This is a genomic window from Streptomyces parvus (assembly GCF_014648875.1).
In the GTDB taxonomy this organism is placed as follows: Bacteria; Actinomycetota; Actinomycetes; order Streptomycetales; family Streptomycetaceae; genus Streptomyces; species Streptomyces parvus.
Genome location: NZ_BMRY01000001.1, coordinates 988,266 through 1,003,672 on the forward strand (window position 1 = coordinate 988,266; position 15,407 = coordinate 1,003,672).

Sequence of the window (15,407 nt, forward strand, 5' to 3'; positions counted from 1 at the left end):
GGGGTTATCCCTACTTCGCCCCACCCACGAGCCCCATGGTGTGCGTGCGTGCGGACCGGCAGGCTGTGGGTATGACCATGAGCCCTTCCCTGCCGGACCCCGACCGGCTGCCGCCCGCCCGATTCGCCCTCGACCGGTGGACCTGGCGGGAGATCGCGTATCTGCTCGCCAATCTGCCGGTGGCCGTCGTCGGGTTCGTCTACACGGTCGTTGTGACCAGCGTGGGCGCCGGGCTGTCCGTCACCGTGATCGGCCTGCCGCTGCTGGTCGGCGGGCTCCAGGGCGCCCGGCTGCTGGGCAGGCTGGAGCGGCGGCGGGCGCGATGGATGCTCGGCGTGCGGGTGGAGGAGCCGAGTCCGCTGGGGCGCGGCCACCGGGACCAGGGGTTCTTCGCCGGGCTGTGGGCGGGGCTGAAGGATCCGGTGGGCTGGCGGGCGTTGCTGTACGGCTTCATCCGGCTGCCGTGGGGGGTGCTGACGTTCGCGGTGACGCTGGTGAGCCTGTTCGTCCTGTGGCCGGTGCTGCCGTTCATCGCACGGGGGTTGACGGCGGTGGACCGGGCGATGGTGCGCGGGCTGCTGTCTCCGTCGGACGAGTTGGAGCGGCGCATCGCCGAGCTGGAGTCGGACCGGGGTGTGGTGGTGGACACCGCCGCCGCCGACCTGCGCCGCATCGAACGCGACCTGCACGACGGCGCCCAGGCCCGCCTGGTCGCCCTCGCCATGGGGCTCGGCCTGGCGAAGGAGAAGCTCACCGACGACCCCGAGGCCGCGGCCCGCATGGTCGACGAGGCACACGGCGAGATCAAGGTGGCCCTTCAGGAGCTGCGCGACCTGGCCCGCGGAATCCACCCTGCGGTCCTGACCGACCGGGGCCTGGACGCCGCGCTCTCCGCCATCGCCTCCCGCTGCACGGTCCCGGTCAAGGTGTCGGTGGGGCTTCGGGGGCGTCCGGCCGAGGCGATCGAGGGGATCGCGTATTTCACCGTCTCGGAGCTGCTCCAGAACATCAGCAAGCACAGCGGTGCGCGGTCGGCCTCCGTCGACGTGTGGCGTTCGGGGGACCGGCTGATGCTCCAGGTCACGGACGACGGCGGGGGCGGGGCCCGGTTGGACGGCGGCTCAGGGCTGGCGGGGCTCGCCGAGCGGCTCGACGCGGTCGACGGGGTGCTCGTCCTGGACTCACCGGAGGGCGGGCCGACGACCGTCACCGCCGAGCTGCCCTGGCGCGACCGGACGGCCATGCCCACACGAACGGCATGACGGTCCGAACGAACGGAGGTAGGGAAAACCCCCGGTCGGATACGGAGAGAGCCCTCATGGTGCGGAAGGGCGCAGGCCAGCACTCTGGAGGGAGAACGGAAGAAGAACGGGCCGTGGCGACGGGCCGGCCTCCGGCGCCACGGCGGCGCCCGCCGCGCGCACAGCCCACCACGGGCACACCCAAGAAGCACAGACCACGAGCACAGCTCACAAGCACAGCCCACGAGCGCAGCCCACTGAGAGACTGAGACAGAGACGGAACGGACGGGACTCATGGCCACGGCATACGGACCGGACACGCGGGACCGGGAGCACGAGGGTTCCGCCCCCGGCTTCGGGGGGAAGACCCGGACAAAGCATTTCCTCCCCGCGCCGCTGCGTGCGCCGCTGGAGGCCCGTGCCTGGAGCGAGCTCCTCTACGCGCTGCTGAGCTTCCCGCTCAGCACGGTGATGTTCGTGTTCGCGGTCACCATGACGTCGTTGAGCGCGGGCCTGATGGTCACCTTCATCGGGATACCGGTCCTCGCCGTCGGCCTCGCCGCGTGCAGGGGCTTCGGGACACTGGAGCGGCACCGGGCGCGGGCCCTGCTGCGGGTGGAGGTGGCGGATCCGGAGCGGGTACGGGGGAAGACCGGCGGCCCGATGTCCTGGATGGGCGCGGTCCTCAAGAGCGGGGCGTCCTGGCGGCACCTGCTGTACACGCTGCTGCATTTCCCCTGGGCCACGTTCACGTTCGTCGTCGCGATCTCGTTCTGGACGTACGGTCTGATGGCGCTGACGTACCCGCTGTGGTTCTGGCTCTTCCCGATGTTCGCCGGGCAGGACGGGATCCAGGTGTACGGGGACCGCAACCACGAGGAGTATCTGAACTCGCCCCTCGAACTGGCGGCGACCGGGGCGGTGGGCCTGGTGCTGGTGATGGCGGCGCCCTGGATCGTGCGGGGGCTGCTGACGGTGGACCGGCTGATGGTCACCGGTCTGCTGGGGCCGTCCCGGCTGGCCACCCGGGTCTCCGAGCTGGAGTCGGACCGGGGCGTGGTGGTGGACACCGCCGCCGCCGACCTGCGCCGGATCGAACGGGACCTGCACGACGGCGCCCAGGCCCGCCTGGTCGCCCTGGCCATGGATCTGGGGCTGGCGAAGGAGAAGCTCACCGACGACCCCGAGGCCGCGGCCCGCATGGTCGACGAGGCGCACGGCGAGGTGAAGGTGGCCCTTCAGGAGCTGCGCGACCTGGCCCGCGGAATCCACCCCGCCGTCCTCACCGACCGGGGTCTGGACGCCGCACTCTCCGCGATAGCCTCCCGCTGCACGGTGCCCGTGACCGTCGAGGTGGACCTGGTCTCGCGTCCGGCGCAGGCGATCGAGGGGATCGCGTATTTCACCGTCTCGGAGCTGCTCCAGAACATCAGCAAGCACGCCCGAGCGACCCGGGCCACGGTCGATGTGTGGCGGGCGGGGGACCGGCTGATGCTCCAGGTCACGGACAACGGCCAAGGCGGAGCGTCGTCGGCCGTGGGCGGCGGCCTGGCCGGACTGGCGGAGCGACTGGACGCTGTGGACGGGGTTCTGGTGGTCGACTCCCCGACCAGCGGCCCGACGACGATAACGGCCGAGCTGCCCTGGCGGGGCTGAGCACGGACGGACCTCGTCCTCCCCCGCCGGCCGGTCTGGCGGGCGGGGCTGAGCACGAACCTCACGCTCTCCCCCCGGCTCCTCATCGGGGGCCGGCCTCGCTGCCCACCGGGGCCGCCCCTCCCTCCGTCCCGTCTCTCTCCTCTCCTCCCCCGGCCCCCGGCCCCCGGCCTCATCCCCCGGCCTCCGGCCTTCTGCTGCCTTCCCGCCCCTCCGCCTATCTCTCGCCTCCGCCTATCCCTCGCCTCCGCCCTCCCCTCCCCGATTCGGGCGGGTTATCCACAGGTCCCCCATCGGTGTCCGGGTCCTGGGATGCTGGAACGGTCGGGGCGTGGCGCGCAGTGGTCGGGCGCGGGGCGTGCGGGGTCGCGGGGAACGCGGCATATTCGAAAAGTGGGGGACTCGCAGTCGTGGAGAACGTGGAGAACAGGGTGCGCGTGGTCATCGCCGAGGATTCGGTCCTGCTGCGGGAGGGGCTCACCCGGCTGCTCACCGATCTCGGGCACGACGTGGTCGCGGGGGTCGGGGACGCGGAGGCACTGCTCAAGACCGTGGCGGAGCTCGACAGCGAGCAGGCGCTTCCCGATGTGGTGGTCGCCGACGTGCGGATGCCGCCGACGCACACCGACGAGGGGGTGCGCGCGGCGGTGCGGTTGCGGAAGGACTACCCGGGCATCGGGGTGCTGGTCCTCTCTCAGTACGTGGAGGAGCAGTACGCCACGGAGCTGCTGGCGGGAAGCAGCCGCGGGGTGGGCTATCTGCTGAAGGACCGGGTTGCCGAGGTCCGCGAGTTCGTGGATGCGGTCGTCCGGGTGGCGCAGGGCGGGACGGCACTTGACCCGGAAGTGGTGGCGCAGCTGCTGGGCCGCAGCCGAAAGCAGGACGTGCTGGCCGGGCTGACGCCGCGCGAGCGGGAGGTCCTCGGTCTGATGGCCGAGGGCCGGACGAACTCCGCCATCGCGCGGCAGCTCGTGGTGAGCGACGGGGCGGTCGAGAAGCACGTCAGCAACATCTTCCTGAAGCTGGGGCTCTCCCCCAGCGACGGCGACCACCGGCGCGTCCTCGCCGTACTGACCTACCTGAACTCCTAGGACTCTGACACTCTGTCAGGTGTCGAGGTCCAAGGAACTCGATGCACTCGAAGGAACTCGCTGCACTCGGTGCACTCGAAGGAGTGCGCCAGGACACCCCGGAACGCCTCGGGGCGCCGCCCGATCCGGGGTGTCCTGCGGGCATCTGACGGGCACCTCTGACCGAAGAGGACCTAGGGCGAAAGACCCAGGGGGCAGGGATTTCCATCCCATGATCGGGGGGCTGGCGAAACGTGACAAGCCTTACTAAAAGGGTGTCTCAAAACAAGGTCCACCATATGATCGGTCCCTGGAAGGCGACCTACGCAGACGTAGGGTGGCCTCTGGGATCCGCCGGCCGCCGGACGGTTCCGAACCGCCGCCCCAAGGGAGGTCCAGTTCAGTGACGAGCCAGGTCAGTAGCGCGGCAGAGAAGGCCGATGAGGCCAACGACGCCGTCCTCGGGGGCCAGCGAGCCCCCCTGTCAGGTACGACGGGAACCCCGGGCGGCGACGGGAAGGAAGTCCGCCGCCTGGACCGGGTGATCATCCGTTTCGCGGGCGACTCGGGTGACGGTATGCAGCTCACGGGTGACCGGTTCACCTCGGAGACCGCTTCCTTCGGCAACGATCTCTCCACCCTGCCGAACTTCCCGGCGGAGATCCGCGCCCCCGCAGGCACTCTGCCGGGGGTCTCTTCCTTTCAGCTCCACTTTGCCGATCATGACATTCTGACTCCGGGCGATGCCCCCAACGTCCTGGTCGCGATGAATCCCGCCGCGTTGAAGGCGAACATCGACGACGTACCGCGTGGCGCGGAAATCATTGTGAACACCGATGAGTTCACGAAGCGGCCGATGGCGAAGGTGGGGTATGCGACCAGTCCGCTGGAGGACGGTTCGCTGGAGGCCTACAACGTCCATCCGGTGCCGCTGACGACGTTGACGCTGGAGGCGCTGAAGGAGTTCGGGCTCCCCCGCAAGGAGGCCGAGCGGTCCAAGAACATGTTCGCGCTCGGGCTGCTGTCGTGGATGTACCACCGGCCGACCGAGGGGACGGAGGCGTTCCTGCGGGCGAAATTCGCGAAGAAACCGGAGATCGCCGAGGCGAATGTGGCGGCCTTCCGGGCCGGGTGGAATTTCGGCGAGACGACCGAGGACTTCGCGGTCTCCTACGAGGTCGCCCCCGCGTCGCAGGCCTTCCCCACCGGCACCTACCGCAACATCTCGGGAAACCTCGCTCTGTCCTACGGCCTGATCGCCGCCGGGCAGCTGGCGGATCTGCCGCTCTACCTGGGCTCGTATCCGATCACCCCGGCCTCGGACATCCTGCACGAGCTGTCCCGGCACAAGAACTTCGGTGTGCGGACCTTCCAGGCCGAGGACGAGATCGCCGGGATCGGGGCGGCGCTGGGAGCCGCGTTCGGCGGGGCGCTGGGCGTGACCACGACGTCGGGGCCCGGTGTGGCGCTGAAGTCGGAGACCATCGGACTCGCGGTCTCCCTGGAGCTGCCGCTGCTGATCATCGACATCCAGCGCGGCGGCCCGTCGACCGGGCTGCCGACCAAGACGGAGCAGGCCGACCTGCTCCAGGCGATGTACGGCAGGAACGGCGAGGCCCCGGTTCCGATCGTGGCCCCGCGGACCCCGGCGGACTGCTTCGACGCCGCGATCGACGCGGCCCGGATCGCCCTGACGTACCGGACGCCGGTCTTCCTGCTCTCCGACGGCTATCTGGCCAACGGTTCCGAGCCCTGGCGCATCCCGGAAACGGACGCGCTGCCCGACCTCAAGACGCCGTTCGCCACCGGGCCGAACCACACCCTGGCCGACGGCACCGAGGTCTTCTGGCCCTACAAGCGCGACCCGCAGACCCTGGCCCGCCCCTGGGCGGTCCCCGGGACGGCGGGCCTGGAGCACCGCATCGGCGGGATCGAGAAGCAGGACGGCACCGGCAACATCTCCTACGACCCGGCCAATCACGACTTCATGGTCCGCACGCGCCAGGCCAAGATCGACGGCATCGAGGTTCCCGACATCGAGGTCGACGATCCGGCCGGGGCGGCGACGCTGGTGCTCGGCTGGGGGTCGACGTACGGGCCGATCACCGCCGCCGTACGCCGTCTGCGCGCCGCGGGGGCTCCCATCGCCCAGGCTCATCTGCGCCATCTCAACCCCTTCCCGAAGAATCTCGGCGAGGTACTGAAGCGCTACGACAAGGTCGTCGTGCCGGAGATGAACCTCGGCCAGCTCGCGATGCTGCTGCGGGCGAAGTACCTGGTGGACGCCCACAGCTACAACCAGGTCAACGGAATGCCGTTCAAGGCCGAGCAGCTCGCCACGGCTCTCAAGGAGGCCATCGATGCCTGACACCGACGAACTGCGGCACAACGAACTGCTGCAGCTGGTGCCGAAGGCCGAGGCGAAGCAGTCCATGAAGGACTTCAAGTCGGACCAGGAAGTGCGCTGGTGCCCCGGCTGCGGCGACTACGCGGTCCTCGCCGCCGTCCAGGGCTTCATGCCCGAGCTGGGGCTGGCGAAGGAGAACATCGCCTTCGTCTCCGGCATCGGCTGCTCCTCCCGTTTCCCGTACTACATGAACACCTACGGGATGCACTCCATCCACGGCCGGGCCCCGTCCATCGCGACCGGGCTCGCCACCTCCCGCCGGGACCTCTCGGTGTGGGTGGTCACCGGTGACGGCGACGCGCTCTCCATCGGCGGCAACCACCTCATCCACGCCCTGCGCCGCAACGTCAACCTCAAGATCCTGCTGTTCAACAACCGGATCTACGGGCTGACGAAGGGCCAGTACAGTCCCACCTCCGAGCTGGGCAAGATCACCAAGTCGACGCCGATGGGTTCGCTCGACGCGCCCTTCAACCCGGTGTCGCTGGCGATCGGCGCGGAGGCGACGTTCGTGGCGCGGACGGTCGACTCCGACCGCAAGCACCTCACGAGCGTGCTGCGCGCGGCCGCCGAGCACTCGGGCACGGCACTGGTGGAGATCTACCAGAACTGCAACATCTTCAACGACGGCGCTTTCGAGGTCCTGAAGGACAAGGAGCAGGCCGCCGAGGCCGTCATCCGCCTCGAACACGGACAGCCGATCCTCTTCGGCTCCCAGGAGCCGAAGGGTGTCGTCCGCGATCCGGCCACCGGCGATCTCCGGGTCGTGGCCGTCACGGAGGAGAACCGCTCGCAGGTCCTCGTCCACGACGCCCACGCGGAATCGCCCACGACGGCGTTCGCACTGTCCCGGCTCGCCGACGCGGACACCCTGCATCACACCCCGATCGGGGTGCTGCGGAGTGTGGAGCGGCCCGTCTACGACACGCTGATGTCGGACCAGCTCGATGCCGCCGTCGAACGCGACGGCAAGGGCGACCTCGCCTCGCTCCTCACGGGCAACGACACCTGGACGGTCATCGGCTGAGGCGAGGCGAGTTCCGTACGTCCACCGGCACACCGGCTCGTCATCCGAGGCCCGGGCCCGATCTCCGCAAGGATCAGGCCCGGGCCTCGTCGTATGCCTCGCGCAGCCTTACGCCCCGCGTGCGGTTCCCAGAACGCAAAGTACACTTTCTAAAAGTTAGCGCTTCCCTTAGGGTGGTGTTCGAAGCACGCAGACGCATCAGCTGATCGAAATCGGAGCCCCCATGAGCATCGTTGTCACCGGAGCCACTGGCGCACTCGGCCGCCTCGTCGTCGACGCCCTGCTGGCCGAGGTCCCGGCAGGCGAGATCGTCGCGGTCGTGCGCGACAAGGAGAAGGCCGCCGCCCTGGCCGCCCGGGGCGTGGAGCTGCGCATCGCGGACTACAGCGCCCCCGAGACCCTCACCGGAGCCTTCCGGTCCGGCGACCGGGTGCTGCTGATCTCCGGCAGCGAGGTGGGCCGGCGCGTGGCGCAGCACGCCGCGGTCATCGACGCGGCCAAGGCGGCGGGCGTCGCCCAGCTCGCGTACACCGGCATCCTCGGCGGACCGGACGCGGACTTCACGCTGGCCGACGAGCACAAGGCCACCGAGCAGCTGATCCTCGACTCCGGGCTGCCGTACACCTTCCTGCGCAACGGCTGGTACACGGAGAACTACACCGCCAACCTGACCCCGGTCCTGGAGCACCGCGCGGTCGTCGCCAACGCGGGCGAGGGCCGCATCGCCTCCGCCGGCCGGGCCGACTACGCCGCCGCCGCGGCCGCCGTGCTCACCGGCGACGGCCACCTGAACACCGCCTACGAGCTGAGCGGCGACACCGCCTGGTCGCTCGCCGAGTACGCCGCGGTGATCTCCGGGCTGACCGGCGAGACGATCGCGTACAACAACGTCCCGGCCGCCGCGCACCAGGAGATCCTCGTCGGCGCGGGGCTGCCCGAGGCCTTCGCGGCGATCCTCGTCGACGTGGACGAGGCGATCGAGCGCGGCCGGCTCGCGGGGACGAGCGGCGACCTCGCCCGGCTCATCGGCCGCCCGACGACGCCCCTCACCGAGACCGTGCGCGCCGCCCTGTCCGCCTTGCCCGCCGCCTGAGCCACGAGCCCCGCCCCTCGGGGCCCGGCACTGTCATGAGTGTTTCCGTGAGACGGCTATGACACGAAGCCCTTGCGGCGCTACCGTCGTGCCGTCGGCCGGATACGGCCGTCGCGCGCGGGCAGGCCGGGAGGGCACACATGGAGGGCAAGAACGAGCAGCGGGCGGGCCTGCTGTACGGAATCGGCGCGTACGGGATGTGGGGCCTGGTCCCGCTGTTCTGGCCGCTGCTCGAACCGTCCGGGGCGATCGAGATCCTCGCCCACCGGATGGTCTGGTCGCTGGGCGTCGTCGCCGTCGCCCTGATGTTCGTCCGCCGCTGGGCCTGGATCGGCGAACTGGTCCACGACCGGCGCAAGCTGGGGCTGATATCGGTGGCGGCGGCGACGATCTCCGTCAACTGGGGCCTCTACATCTGGGCCGTGAACAACGGGCACGTCGTCGAGGCGTCGCTCGGCTACTTCATCAATCCGCTGGTCACCATCGCCCTGGGCGTCCTGCTGCTGGGCGAACGGCTGCGGCCCGCCCAGTGGGCCGCGGTGGCCATCAGCGTGGCCGCCGTCCTCGTTCTGGCGATCGGGTACGGCAAGCCGCCCTGGGTCTCGCTGGTGCTGGCGTTCTCGTTCGCCACGTACGGCCTGGTGAAGAAGAAGGTGAACATGGGCGGCCTGGAGTCCCTGGCCGCCGAGACCGCCGTGCTCTTCGTGCCCGCGCTCGGCTTCCTGCTCTGGCTGGCAGCCACCGGCGGTTCGACGTTCACGGCCGGGGGCGCGGGGCACGGGTTCCTGCTGGCCGCGACGGGCATCGTCACCGCGCTCCCGCTGATCTGCTTCGGCGCGGCGGCGATCCGGGTGCCGCTGTCCACATTGGGACTCCTCCAGTATCTGGCTCCGGTCTTCCAGTTCGGTCTCGGCGTCCTCTACTTCCACGAGGCGATGCCGCCCGAGCGGTGGGCCGGGTTCGCCCTTGTCTGGCTGGCCCTGTCACTGCTGACCTGGGACGCCCTGCGTACCGCACGGCGCAACCGGGTGCTGGCGGCGGAGCTGCTGGCGACGGCGGCGGCCGCCCCGGGTGCCGCCGCGACCGCCGTCCCGGACGCCGCCCCGGACACCGCCCCGGACACCGTCCCGGACACCGTCCCGGACGCCGCACAACAAAAGATTACCTAGTTGCTTTTCTTACTCAGTTACGTTTTCCTGGTCGCAGACGACCGGAAGCGTGACCGAAGGAAGGGCATGGGCATGGGCATGGGCATGGGCATGGGCATGGGCAACGAACTCGCCGACGTACTCGTCGTGGGAGCGGGACCCACCGGGCTGGTGCTGGCCTGCGATCTGGCCCGGCGCGGGGCCGCCGTACGGATCGTGGACCGGTCCCCCGCGCCCCCGCGCCCCCGCGCACCTCACGCGCCAAGGGCCCCAACGCCCGGTCCCTGGAGATCCTGGACGACCTCGGGGTGGCCGATGAGGTACTCGCCGCAGGTTCGGACCCGCTGCCGATGCTCAAGTACCGCGACCGCCTCCCGGTCGCGGAGACCGATCCGTGGGCGGACTCCGCGCCGTCCCCGGACGCCCCCTACGACCGGGGCCGGCTGATCGCCCAGTGGCGGCTGGAGGAGATCCTCCGCGAACGGCTGGCCGGGTACGGCGTCCGCGTCGAGCTGGGCCGCGAGGTCGCGGGTCTGACGGAGGCGGCCGACGGGCGGCACGTCGACGTGACGTTCGCGGAGGGCCGGACGGAACGCGTCCGGTACGTCGTCGGGTGCGACGGCGCCCACAGCTCCGTGCGGAAGCTGCTCGGGATCGGGTTCGAGGGGACCACCGCCGAGGACCAGGTGATGGTCTGCGGCGATGTCGACCTGGCCGAGGGCGCCCTGGACCGTACGCGCTGGCATCAGTGGTTCGACGAGGACGGCGCGGTCATGCTCTGCCCGATCCCCGGTACGCGGACGGGCTGGTGGTTCCAGGCCGGGCCGGAGCGGGACGGGCGGGGCCGCCCCCTCGCGCCCACCGCCGACGGGTTCCGGCGGCTGCTCGCCCGCCACACCGCACCGCCCGACCGGGCCCTGACGCGGGCGGAGCTGCTGTCGACGTACCGGGTCAACGTGCGGATGGCGGACCGTTTCCGCGCCGGACGGGTCTTCCTCGCGGGCGACGCGGTGCACGTCCACGCCGTCGCGGGCGGCCTCGGCATGAACACGGGCATCCAGGACGCGTTCAACCTGGGCTGGAAGCTGGGTCTGGTGCTCGCCGGCCACGCGGGGGCGGAGCTGCTGGACACGTACGAGGAGGAGCGGCTTCCGGTGGCGGCCCGGACCCTGGACCTCACCTCGGAGCGGTTGCGGGCCACGCTGGAGGCGATCCGCCGGCCCGGTGGCGGCCTGGACGCGGCGATCACCCCGGACACGACCGGCCTGGGCGTCGGGTACCGCTGGAGTTCCCTGGCCCTGGTGCACGACGAGGCCTCACGCCCCTACGAGACTTCGCGGCCCGACGAGGCCCCGCGGCCCGACGAGGCCCCGCGGCCCGACGAGGCCCCGCGGCCCGACGAGGCCCCGCGGCCCGACGAGGCCCCGCGGCCCGACGGGGCCCCGCGGCCCGGGGACGGCTTGCCGGGCCCCCCGCAGCCCGGGGACCGGGCCCCGGACGCCCCGTGCGTGGACTCCGCCACCGGGGCCCGCACCCGGCTGCACCGCGTCCTCGCGGGTCCCCGCACCACCGTCCTCGGCTTCGGACCGGGCAGCGCGGCGGTCCTGCGCGAGGTGGCGGCCGCGTACGGCGACACCGGGGTACGGACCTGCCGCGTGTACGCGCCGTACGAGGGCGGGGCGCGGTCCGGCCCGGGAACGGCGGTCGTCGACGACGAGGGTCACGCCGCCGCCGCGTACGGAACGGAGGCCTTCAGCAATACCCACACGGGCACCGTCATCGTCGTCCGCCCCGACCACCACCTGGGCCTGTCCGCCCCGGCGGACGACGCCGGCTCGGTACACGCGTATCTGCGCCGGCTCCACGGAGCAGGCCGTCCGCGGAACGGTTCTCCGGCATTGGTGGACGCCGCCCGTAAAGGCTGATTGAGTGCCCGGATGGGGACTGTCCTGGGGGCCATGAGGAACGTGCGGTGGCACGAGCTGCAGCATGCGTACGGCTCCGCGTCCCAGGTTCCCGGAGTGCTGTCGCGGATCGCCTGGGGCGACGCGCCGTCCTCGGACGAGGCGCTGAACGATCTGGAGCGGTGGATCGGCACCCCGCCCGTCTTCGACTCGACCGCGGCGACGGTGCCGTTCCTCTGGGAGCTGGCGGCGACGGACACGGTCCGGGACCGGGCGGGCGTGCTGGACCTGCTGTCCACGATCCTGGCCGCCGGGAACCCCGAGCACCCGGCGTGGACGCGCGCCGCGCACGACGCCGTGGCGGAGGGGCGCGGCACGGCTGTCCGGCTGGCCGCGGCCGATACGGCCACCTCGCCCCATCGGACCGTACGCGCGGCGGCGACGCGTCTGCTGGCCGCGATCGACGGGCACACGTGCCCCGCCTGCCCCGCCCCTCCCCCGGACCGGGCCTAGCCGGGTCCGGGCCTCAGGTCAGCTCGGCCTCGATCCGGTCCATCACGTTCTTCCAGTGCGTACGGCGCTCCTCGCGCTCCTCGGCGCTCGCCAGGCGCTCCTGGTGGAAGCGCAGCACGGTCCGGTCCTCGGAGCTGCCGGGCGTCACGGCCACCTGGACGGTGGAGGTCCCGTGGGTGAGGCGGACCCGGTCGCCGGGGCGGTAGCTGCGGATCTCGCCCTCGACGCCGTCCGCCGTCCGGTACGGGGCGCCCTTCTCGGTGGGCAGCGGGCCGTCGAGGCCGAGCCAGAGCGCGGAGCCCTCCGGGCCGGCGACGAAGTCCCAGACGGCGGTCAGCGGTCGGTGGATGGTCCGGGAGACGCCGATCTCCCAGCCCGCGTCCTGTGTGAGTCCGGTCGGCATGGCGGATACCCCTTCGTCTGTCGGTGCGTCTCTCAGCGCTGGTCGGTTGTTGGTGCTTCCGCGTCGGAGCCGGTGAGCCGGGCGCGGTGGGCGCGGACCTTGTGCCGGTTGCCGCAGCGCTCCATCGAGCACCAGCGGCGTTTGCCGGGGCGGGAGGTGTCCACGAACAACAGACGGCAGTCGTGCGCGCCGCAGGTGCGGATCCGGTGGGCGTACGCCCCGGTGAACAGGTCGATCGCATCGCGGGCGACGGTGGACAGCAGCCCGGTCCCGGTCCCGCCCGGCGCCCATGAGCGCTCACCGCCCACGGTCAGCCGGGACGTCAACGAGGGCCTGGCCGCCGCGCCGTTGAGGATGGCGAGGTCGTCCGGGGCCGGAGGCTCTTCCCGCACCCGGCTCTCCGCGATCCGCCAGAGCGCATCCCGCAGCGCCCGCGCGTCCGCCACCTCCGCCGCGCTCACGACGAGCCCCTCGCCGGAGCCGGCCCCGAGCCCGCCCGGCAACCGGCTCTCCTCCGCCCAGCGCACCAGGTCGGCCGGCTCGTGCAGCACTTCGAAGTACGACAGCGGGCCGGGTCCACCGGTCGGCAGCAGCTCCAGGCAGAGCGCGCCCGGATCGAACCGGAACGAACTGCCGCCCGGGTGCCGCAGCAACAGCCCCGGCGTGTTGGTTGCCCTTCCGCTCATGTAACCACTATAAACGGTTTCCATGACGGAGACACCTGCACAGCCACTGTCCTGGAAGCTCGTGATCGACAGCGCCGACCCGCACGCGCAGGCCGGATTCTGGGCACAGGCCCTGGGGTACGTCGTCGAGGACAACAGCCCGCTGGTCGAACAGCTGCTCACGGCCGGAGCCGTGCCCGAGGCCATCACGACCCACGCCCACGGCCGCCGCGCCTGGCTCGACCTGGCGGCGGCCCGACACCCGGACGATCCGTACGACGAGGTCAGCGGTACGGGGCAGGGGCGGCGGCTACTGTTCCAGCGGGTGCCGGAGCCGAAGACGGTGAAGAACCGGCTCCACATCGACGTGCACTCCGCCCCGGGCCGGCGCGACGCGGAGGCGGAACGGCTGACGGCGCTGGGCGCGCGGGCGCTGCGCACGGTCGACGAGCAGGGCGGGAGCTGGATCGTCATGACGGACCCGGAGGGCAACGAGTTCTGTCTCAACTGAACCCCGGGGGCCGTCGCCGAACTACCGGCGCAGCCCCCGGTCACCCCTGCTCGCAGCTGCGGCAGACGCCGCGGCGGCGCAGGTAGTACAGATAGGTGGCGGCACCCAGCGCGGCGCCCCACACCACCCAGAGGATCGCGGGCCCCGTGATACCCCACGAGGCGGCCTCGAAGCCGCGCACCGCCATCAGACCGCCCGGAATGAGCACCGCCGCCACCAGCCCGGCCGGGACGACGGCGGTCGCCGGATGGATCGTCCGCCCCTTCTTCCACCACACCCAGCGCGGCCACACCTCGCCCCACCCGGCGATCAGCCCGTGCGTCAGCAGGCTGCCCAGGGTCGACACCACCCCCAGCGCGAGCCCGATCTCCAGCATGTTCGGCGTGTCCCGCATCTCCTTCAGGAACGCGTCCGTGATGCCGAGCGGCACGTCGAAGTACCAGGCGATGCGGGTGATGTCGTACGGGAGGGTCGACAGCACGGCCAGCCAGACCGCCCGGCGCCCCCAGACGCGCAGCCTGACAGGGTCCGTCCGCCGCCCCGATCCGCGCGGGGCCCGGCCGCAGTGGACGCACCGCCCGCTGGTGCGCCGCTGGTACGCGAGCGTCGCGGCGACCCACAGCAGCCCGCCGACGAAGACGATCATCAGGTTCCCGCGATGCCAGTACAGGATGTCGCCCATGTCCTGAGGCCCCGGCACCCCGGTGAAGGCGAACACGAGCAGTACCGGCGAGAACGCCAGCAGGCCGAGCAGCGAGTAGTCGGGGATCAGGAGGGCCAGGGAGATGCCCGCCACCCACCCGTAGCCGAGCAGGACTTCGCGGACCCGGCCGGTACCGAGCCGCTTCAGCATCATCACCCCGGCGACCACGCCGAGGGCACAGAACGCGGCCAGCGCCGGGGCAACCGCCTCGGCCCGGCTCGGCTCCAGGATCGACCCCGACGAACGGTCCTCGTGAACCCGCCCGAAGGGGTAACCGTCGCCGCCGAGGGCCCAGTACAGCGCCGCGGTCCCGTAGAGCACCGACCACACGACCGCCAGACGCACGGCCAGGTCAGGCCACCGGGACCACCAGCGCCGACGGCGGGGCACAGTCTCCGGGGAGCCGTCACCGGCAGGCGTTTCGGTGGCCGTGTTCGGCATGACGGACTGCTCCCTCCGACACGCTGTTCGAATCCCGCGGGGACGACGGCGCCCCGCCCGCCCGGAGGCGGACAGGGAACCGTCGGAACAAGGTCACTGATCAGGGGCGGGAACCGATCAGCAGTTACCGATCAAGGACAGACGGAATCCGATCAGCAGGTGACAAGGCCCTGGAACTTCCAGCTAGTCCCCATGATCGGCTTGTCCCTGGAGAACTCCGCCTTCTCGCCGGGCTGGAGCTCGTAACAGCCGGGCGCCGGGTCCATCTCGAGGTTCCAGGTCGGCGTGACCCGCTGCGTGGTCGCGCAGTTGTTGGTCATCCAGACGGTCACGTACCGGAAGAAGACGACCGCCCCGGCCCCCTCGACACAACTCGGCGCGGGGGCCGCCGCTAACGCGGGGGCGGCCGGTGCGGGGGCACCGGCCGCATGGGCCTGGCCGACGCCGAGCACGGCCGTGCCCGCCAGGGCCACCGCGGCAATCCCTGAAGCGAATTTACGCACGTTCTCATCCCATCTGTTTACGGACAATCCTCTCGCCGCCACCCTTGCCGAGGCATCCGGGCCTCTCAACGCTGGATCAGGAAATTCGAAGACGCGCCCCTCGCCCGCCTCACCCCAGCCCT

13 protein-coding genes and 1 pseudogene are annotated in these 15,407 nt (G+C 71.4%); 10 read left to right on the forward strand and 4 right to left on the reverse strand.

Going from position 1 to position 15,407, the window contains the following annotated elements; genetic code table 11:
* The first annotated feature begins 71 nt into the window (after positions 1-71).
* The 9 genes and pseudogenes from IE140_RS04430 (at position 72) to IE140_RS04470 (ending at position 12,059) form a co-directional block, all read left to right on the forward strand.
* Positions 72-1,262, forward strand: a complete 1,191-nt coding sequence (locus IE140_RS04430; protein ID WP_109179766.1) for a sensor histidine kinase — start codon at positions 72-74, stop codon at positions 1,260-1,262.
* A 273-nt stretch (positions 1,263-1,535) separates the two neighbouring features.
* Positions 1,536-2,897, forward strand: a complete 1,362-nt coding sequence (locus IE140_RS04435) for a sensor histidine kinase (protein WP_150195274.1) — start codon at positions 1,536-1,538, stop codon at positions 2,895-2,897.
* Positions 2,898-3,328: 431 nt separating this feature from the next.
* Entirely contained in the window at positions 3,329-3,988 is a 660-nt protein-coding gene (locus IE140_RS04440; protein ID WP_024263859.1) for a response regulator transcription factor, read from the forward strand.
* Between the two features lie 382 nt (positions 3,989-4,370).
* The gene (locus IE140_RS04445) at positions 4,371-6,335 is read left to right on the forward strand and encodes a 2-oxoacid:acceptor oxidoreductase subunit alpha (protein WP_109179764.1); all 1,965 of its coding nucleotides are present in this window, start codon (positions 4,371-4,373) and stop codon (positions 6,333-6,335) included.
* Entirely contained in the window at positions 6,328-7,401 is a 1,074-nt protein-coding gene (locus IE140_RS04450; protein WP_093440625.1) for a 2-oxoacid:ferredoxin oxidoreductase subunit beta, read from the forward strand. The genes IE140_RS04445 and IE140_RS04450 overlap by 8 nt, the downstream gene beginning before the upstream one ends.
* Before the next feature lie 223 nt (positions 7,402-7,624).
* The gene (locus IE140_RS04455; protein WP_150194775.1) at positions 7,625-8,494 is read left to right on the forward strand and encodes an NmrA family NAD(P)-binding protein; all 870 of its coding nucleotides are present in this window, start codon (positions 7,625-7,627) and stop codon (positions 8,492-8,494) included.
* A 140-nt stretch (positions 8,495-8,634) separates the two neighbouring features.
* Positions 8,635-9,663 carry an EamA family transporter RarD gene (rarD, locus tag IE140_RS04460; RefSeq protein WP_150194778.1) on the forward strand — a complete coding sequence of 343 codons (1,029 nt, stop codon included), beginning with the start codon at positions 8,635-8,637 and terminating at the stop codon, positions 9,661-9,663.
* A 90-nt stretch (positions 9,664-9,753) separates the two neighbouring features.
* Positions 9,754-11,567, forward strand: a pseudogene (locus IE140_RS04465) (FAD-dependent monooxygenase).
* Between the two features lie 12 nt (positions 11,568-11,579).
* Entirely contained in the window at positions 11,580-12,059 is a 480-nt protein-coding gene (locus tag IE140_RS04470; protein ID WP_109179760.1) for a hypothetical protein, read from the forward strand.
* A 13-nt stretch (positions 12,060-12,072) separates the two neighbouring features.
* Here the strand turns inward: IE140_RS04470 and IE140_RS04475 are convergent, their stop codons facing one another.
* Positions 12,073-12,462 (reverse strand): SRPBCC family protein, encoded by a 390-nt coding sequence (locus IE140_RS04475; protein ID WP_088577315.1) that lies wholly within the window; start codon positions 12,460-12,462, stop codon positions 12,073-12,075.
* A 32-nt stretch (positions 12,463-12,494) separates the two neighbouring features.
* Complete coding sequence (locus IE140_RS04480; protein ID WP_150194780.1) at positions 12,495-13,148, reverse strand: CGNR zinc finger domain-containing protein; 654 nt, start codon at positions 13,146-13,148, stop codon at positions 12,495-12,497.
* A 22-nt stretch (positions 13,149-13,170) separates the two neighbouring features.
* Between IE140_RS04480 and IE140_RS04485 the strand changes: the two genes are divergently transcribed.
* Positions 13,171-13,638: a VOC family protein gene (locus tag IE140_RS04485; protein ID WP_150194782.1), complete on the forward strand. Its 468-nt coding sequence runs from the start codon at positions 13,171-13,173 to the stop codon at positions 13,636-13,638.
* A 40-nt stretch (positions 13,639-13,678) separates the two neighbouring features.
* Here IE140_RS04485 and IE140_RS04490 read toward each other — a convergent pair whose 3' ends face one another.
* On the reverse strand, positions 13,679-14,782 hold the full coding sequence (locus IE140_RS04490) for a hypothetical protein (RefSeq protein WP_109179757.1): 1,104 nt from the start codon (positions 14,780-14,782) through the stop codon (positions 13,679-13,681).
* 152 nt (positions 14,783-14,934) lie between these two features.
* Positions 14,935-15,255, reverse strand: coding sequence for an alpha-amylase inhibitor (locus IE140_RS04495; RefSeq protein ID WP_167533485.1), 321 nt, complete (start codon positions 15,253-15,255; stop codon positions 14,935-14,937).
* Between the last annotated feature and the right edge of the window lie 152 nt (positions 15,256-15,407).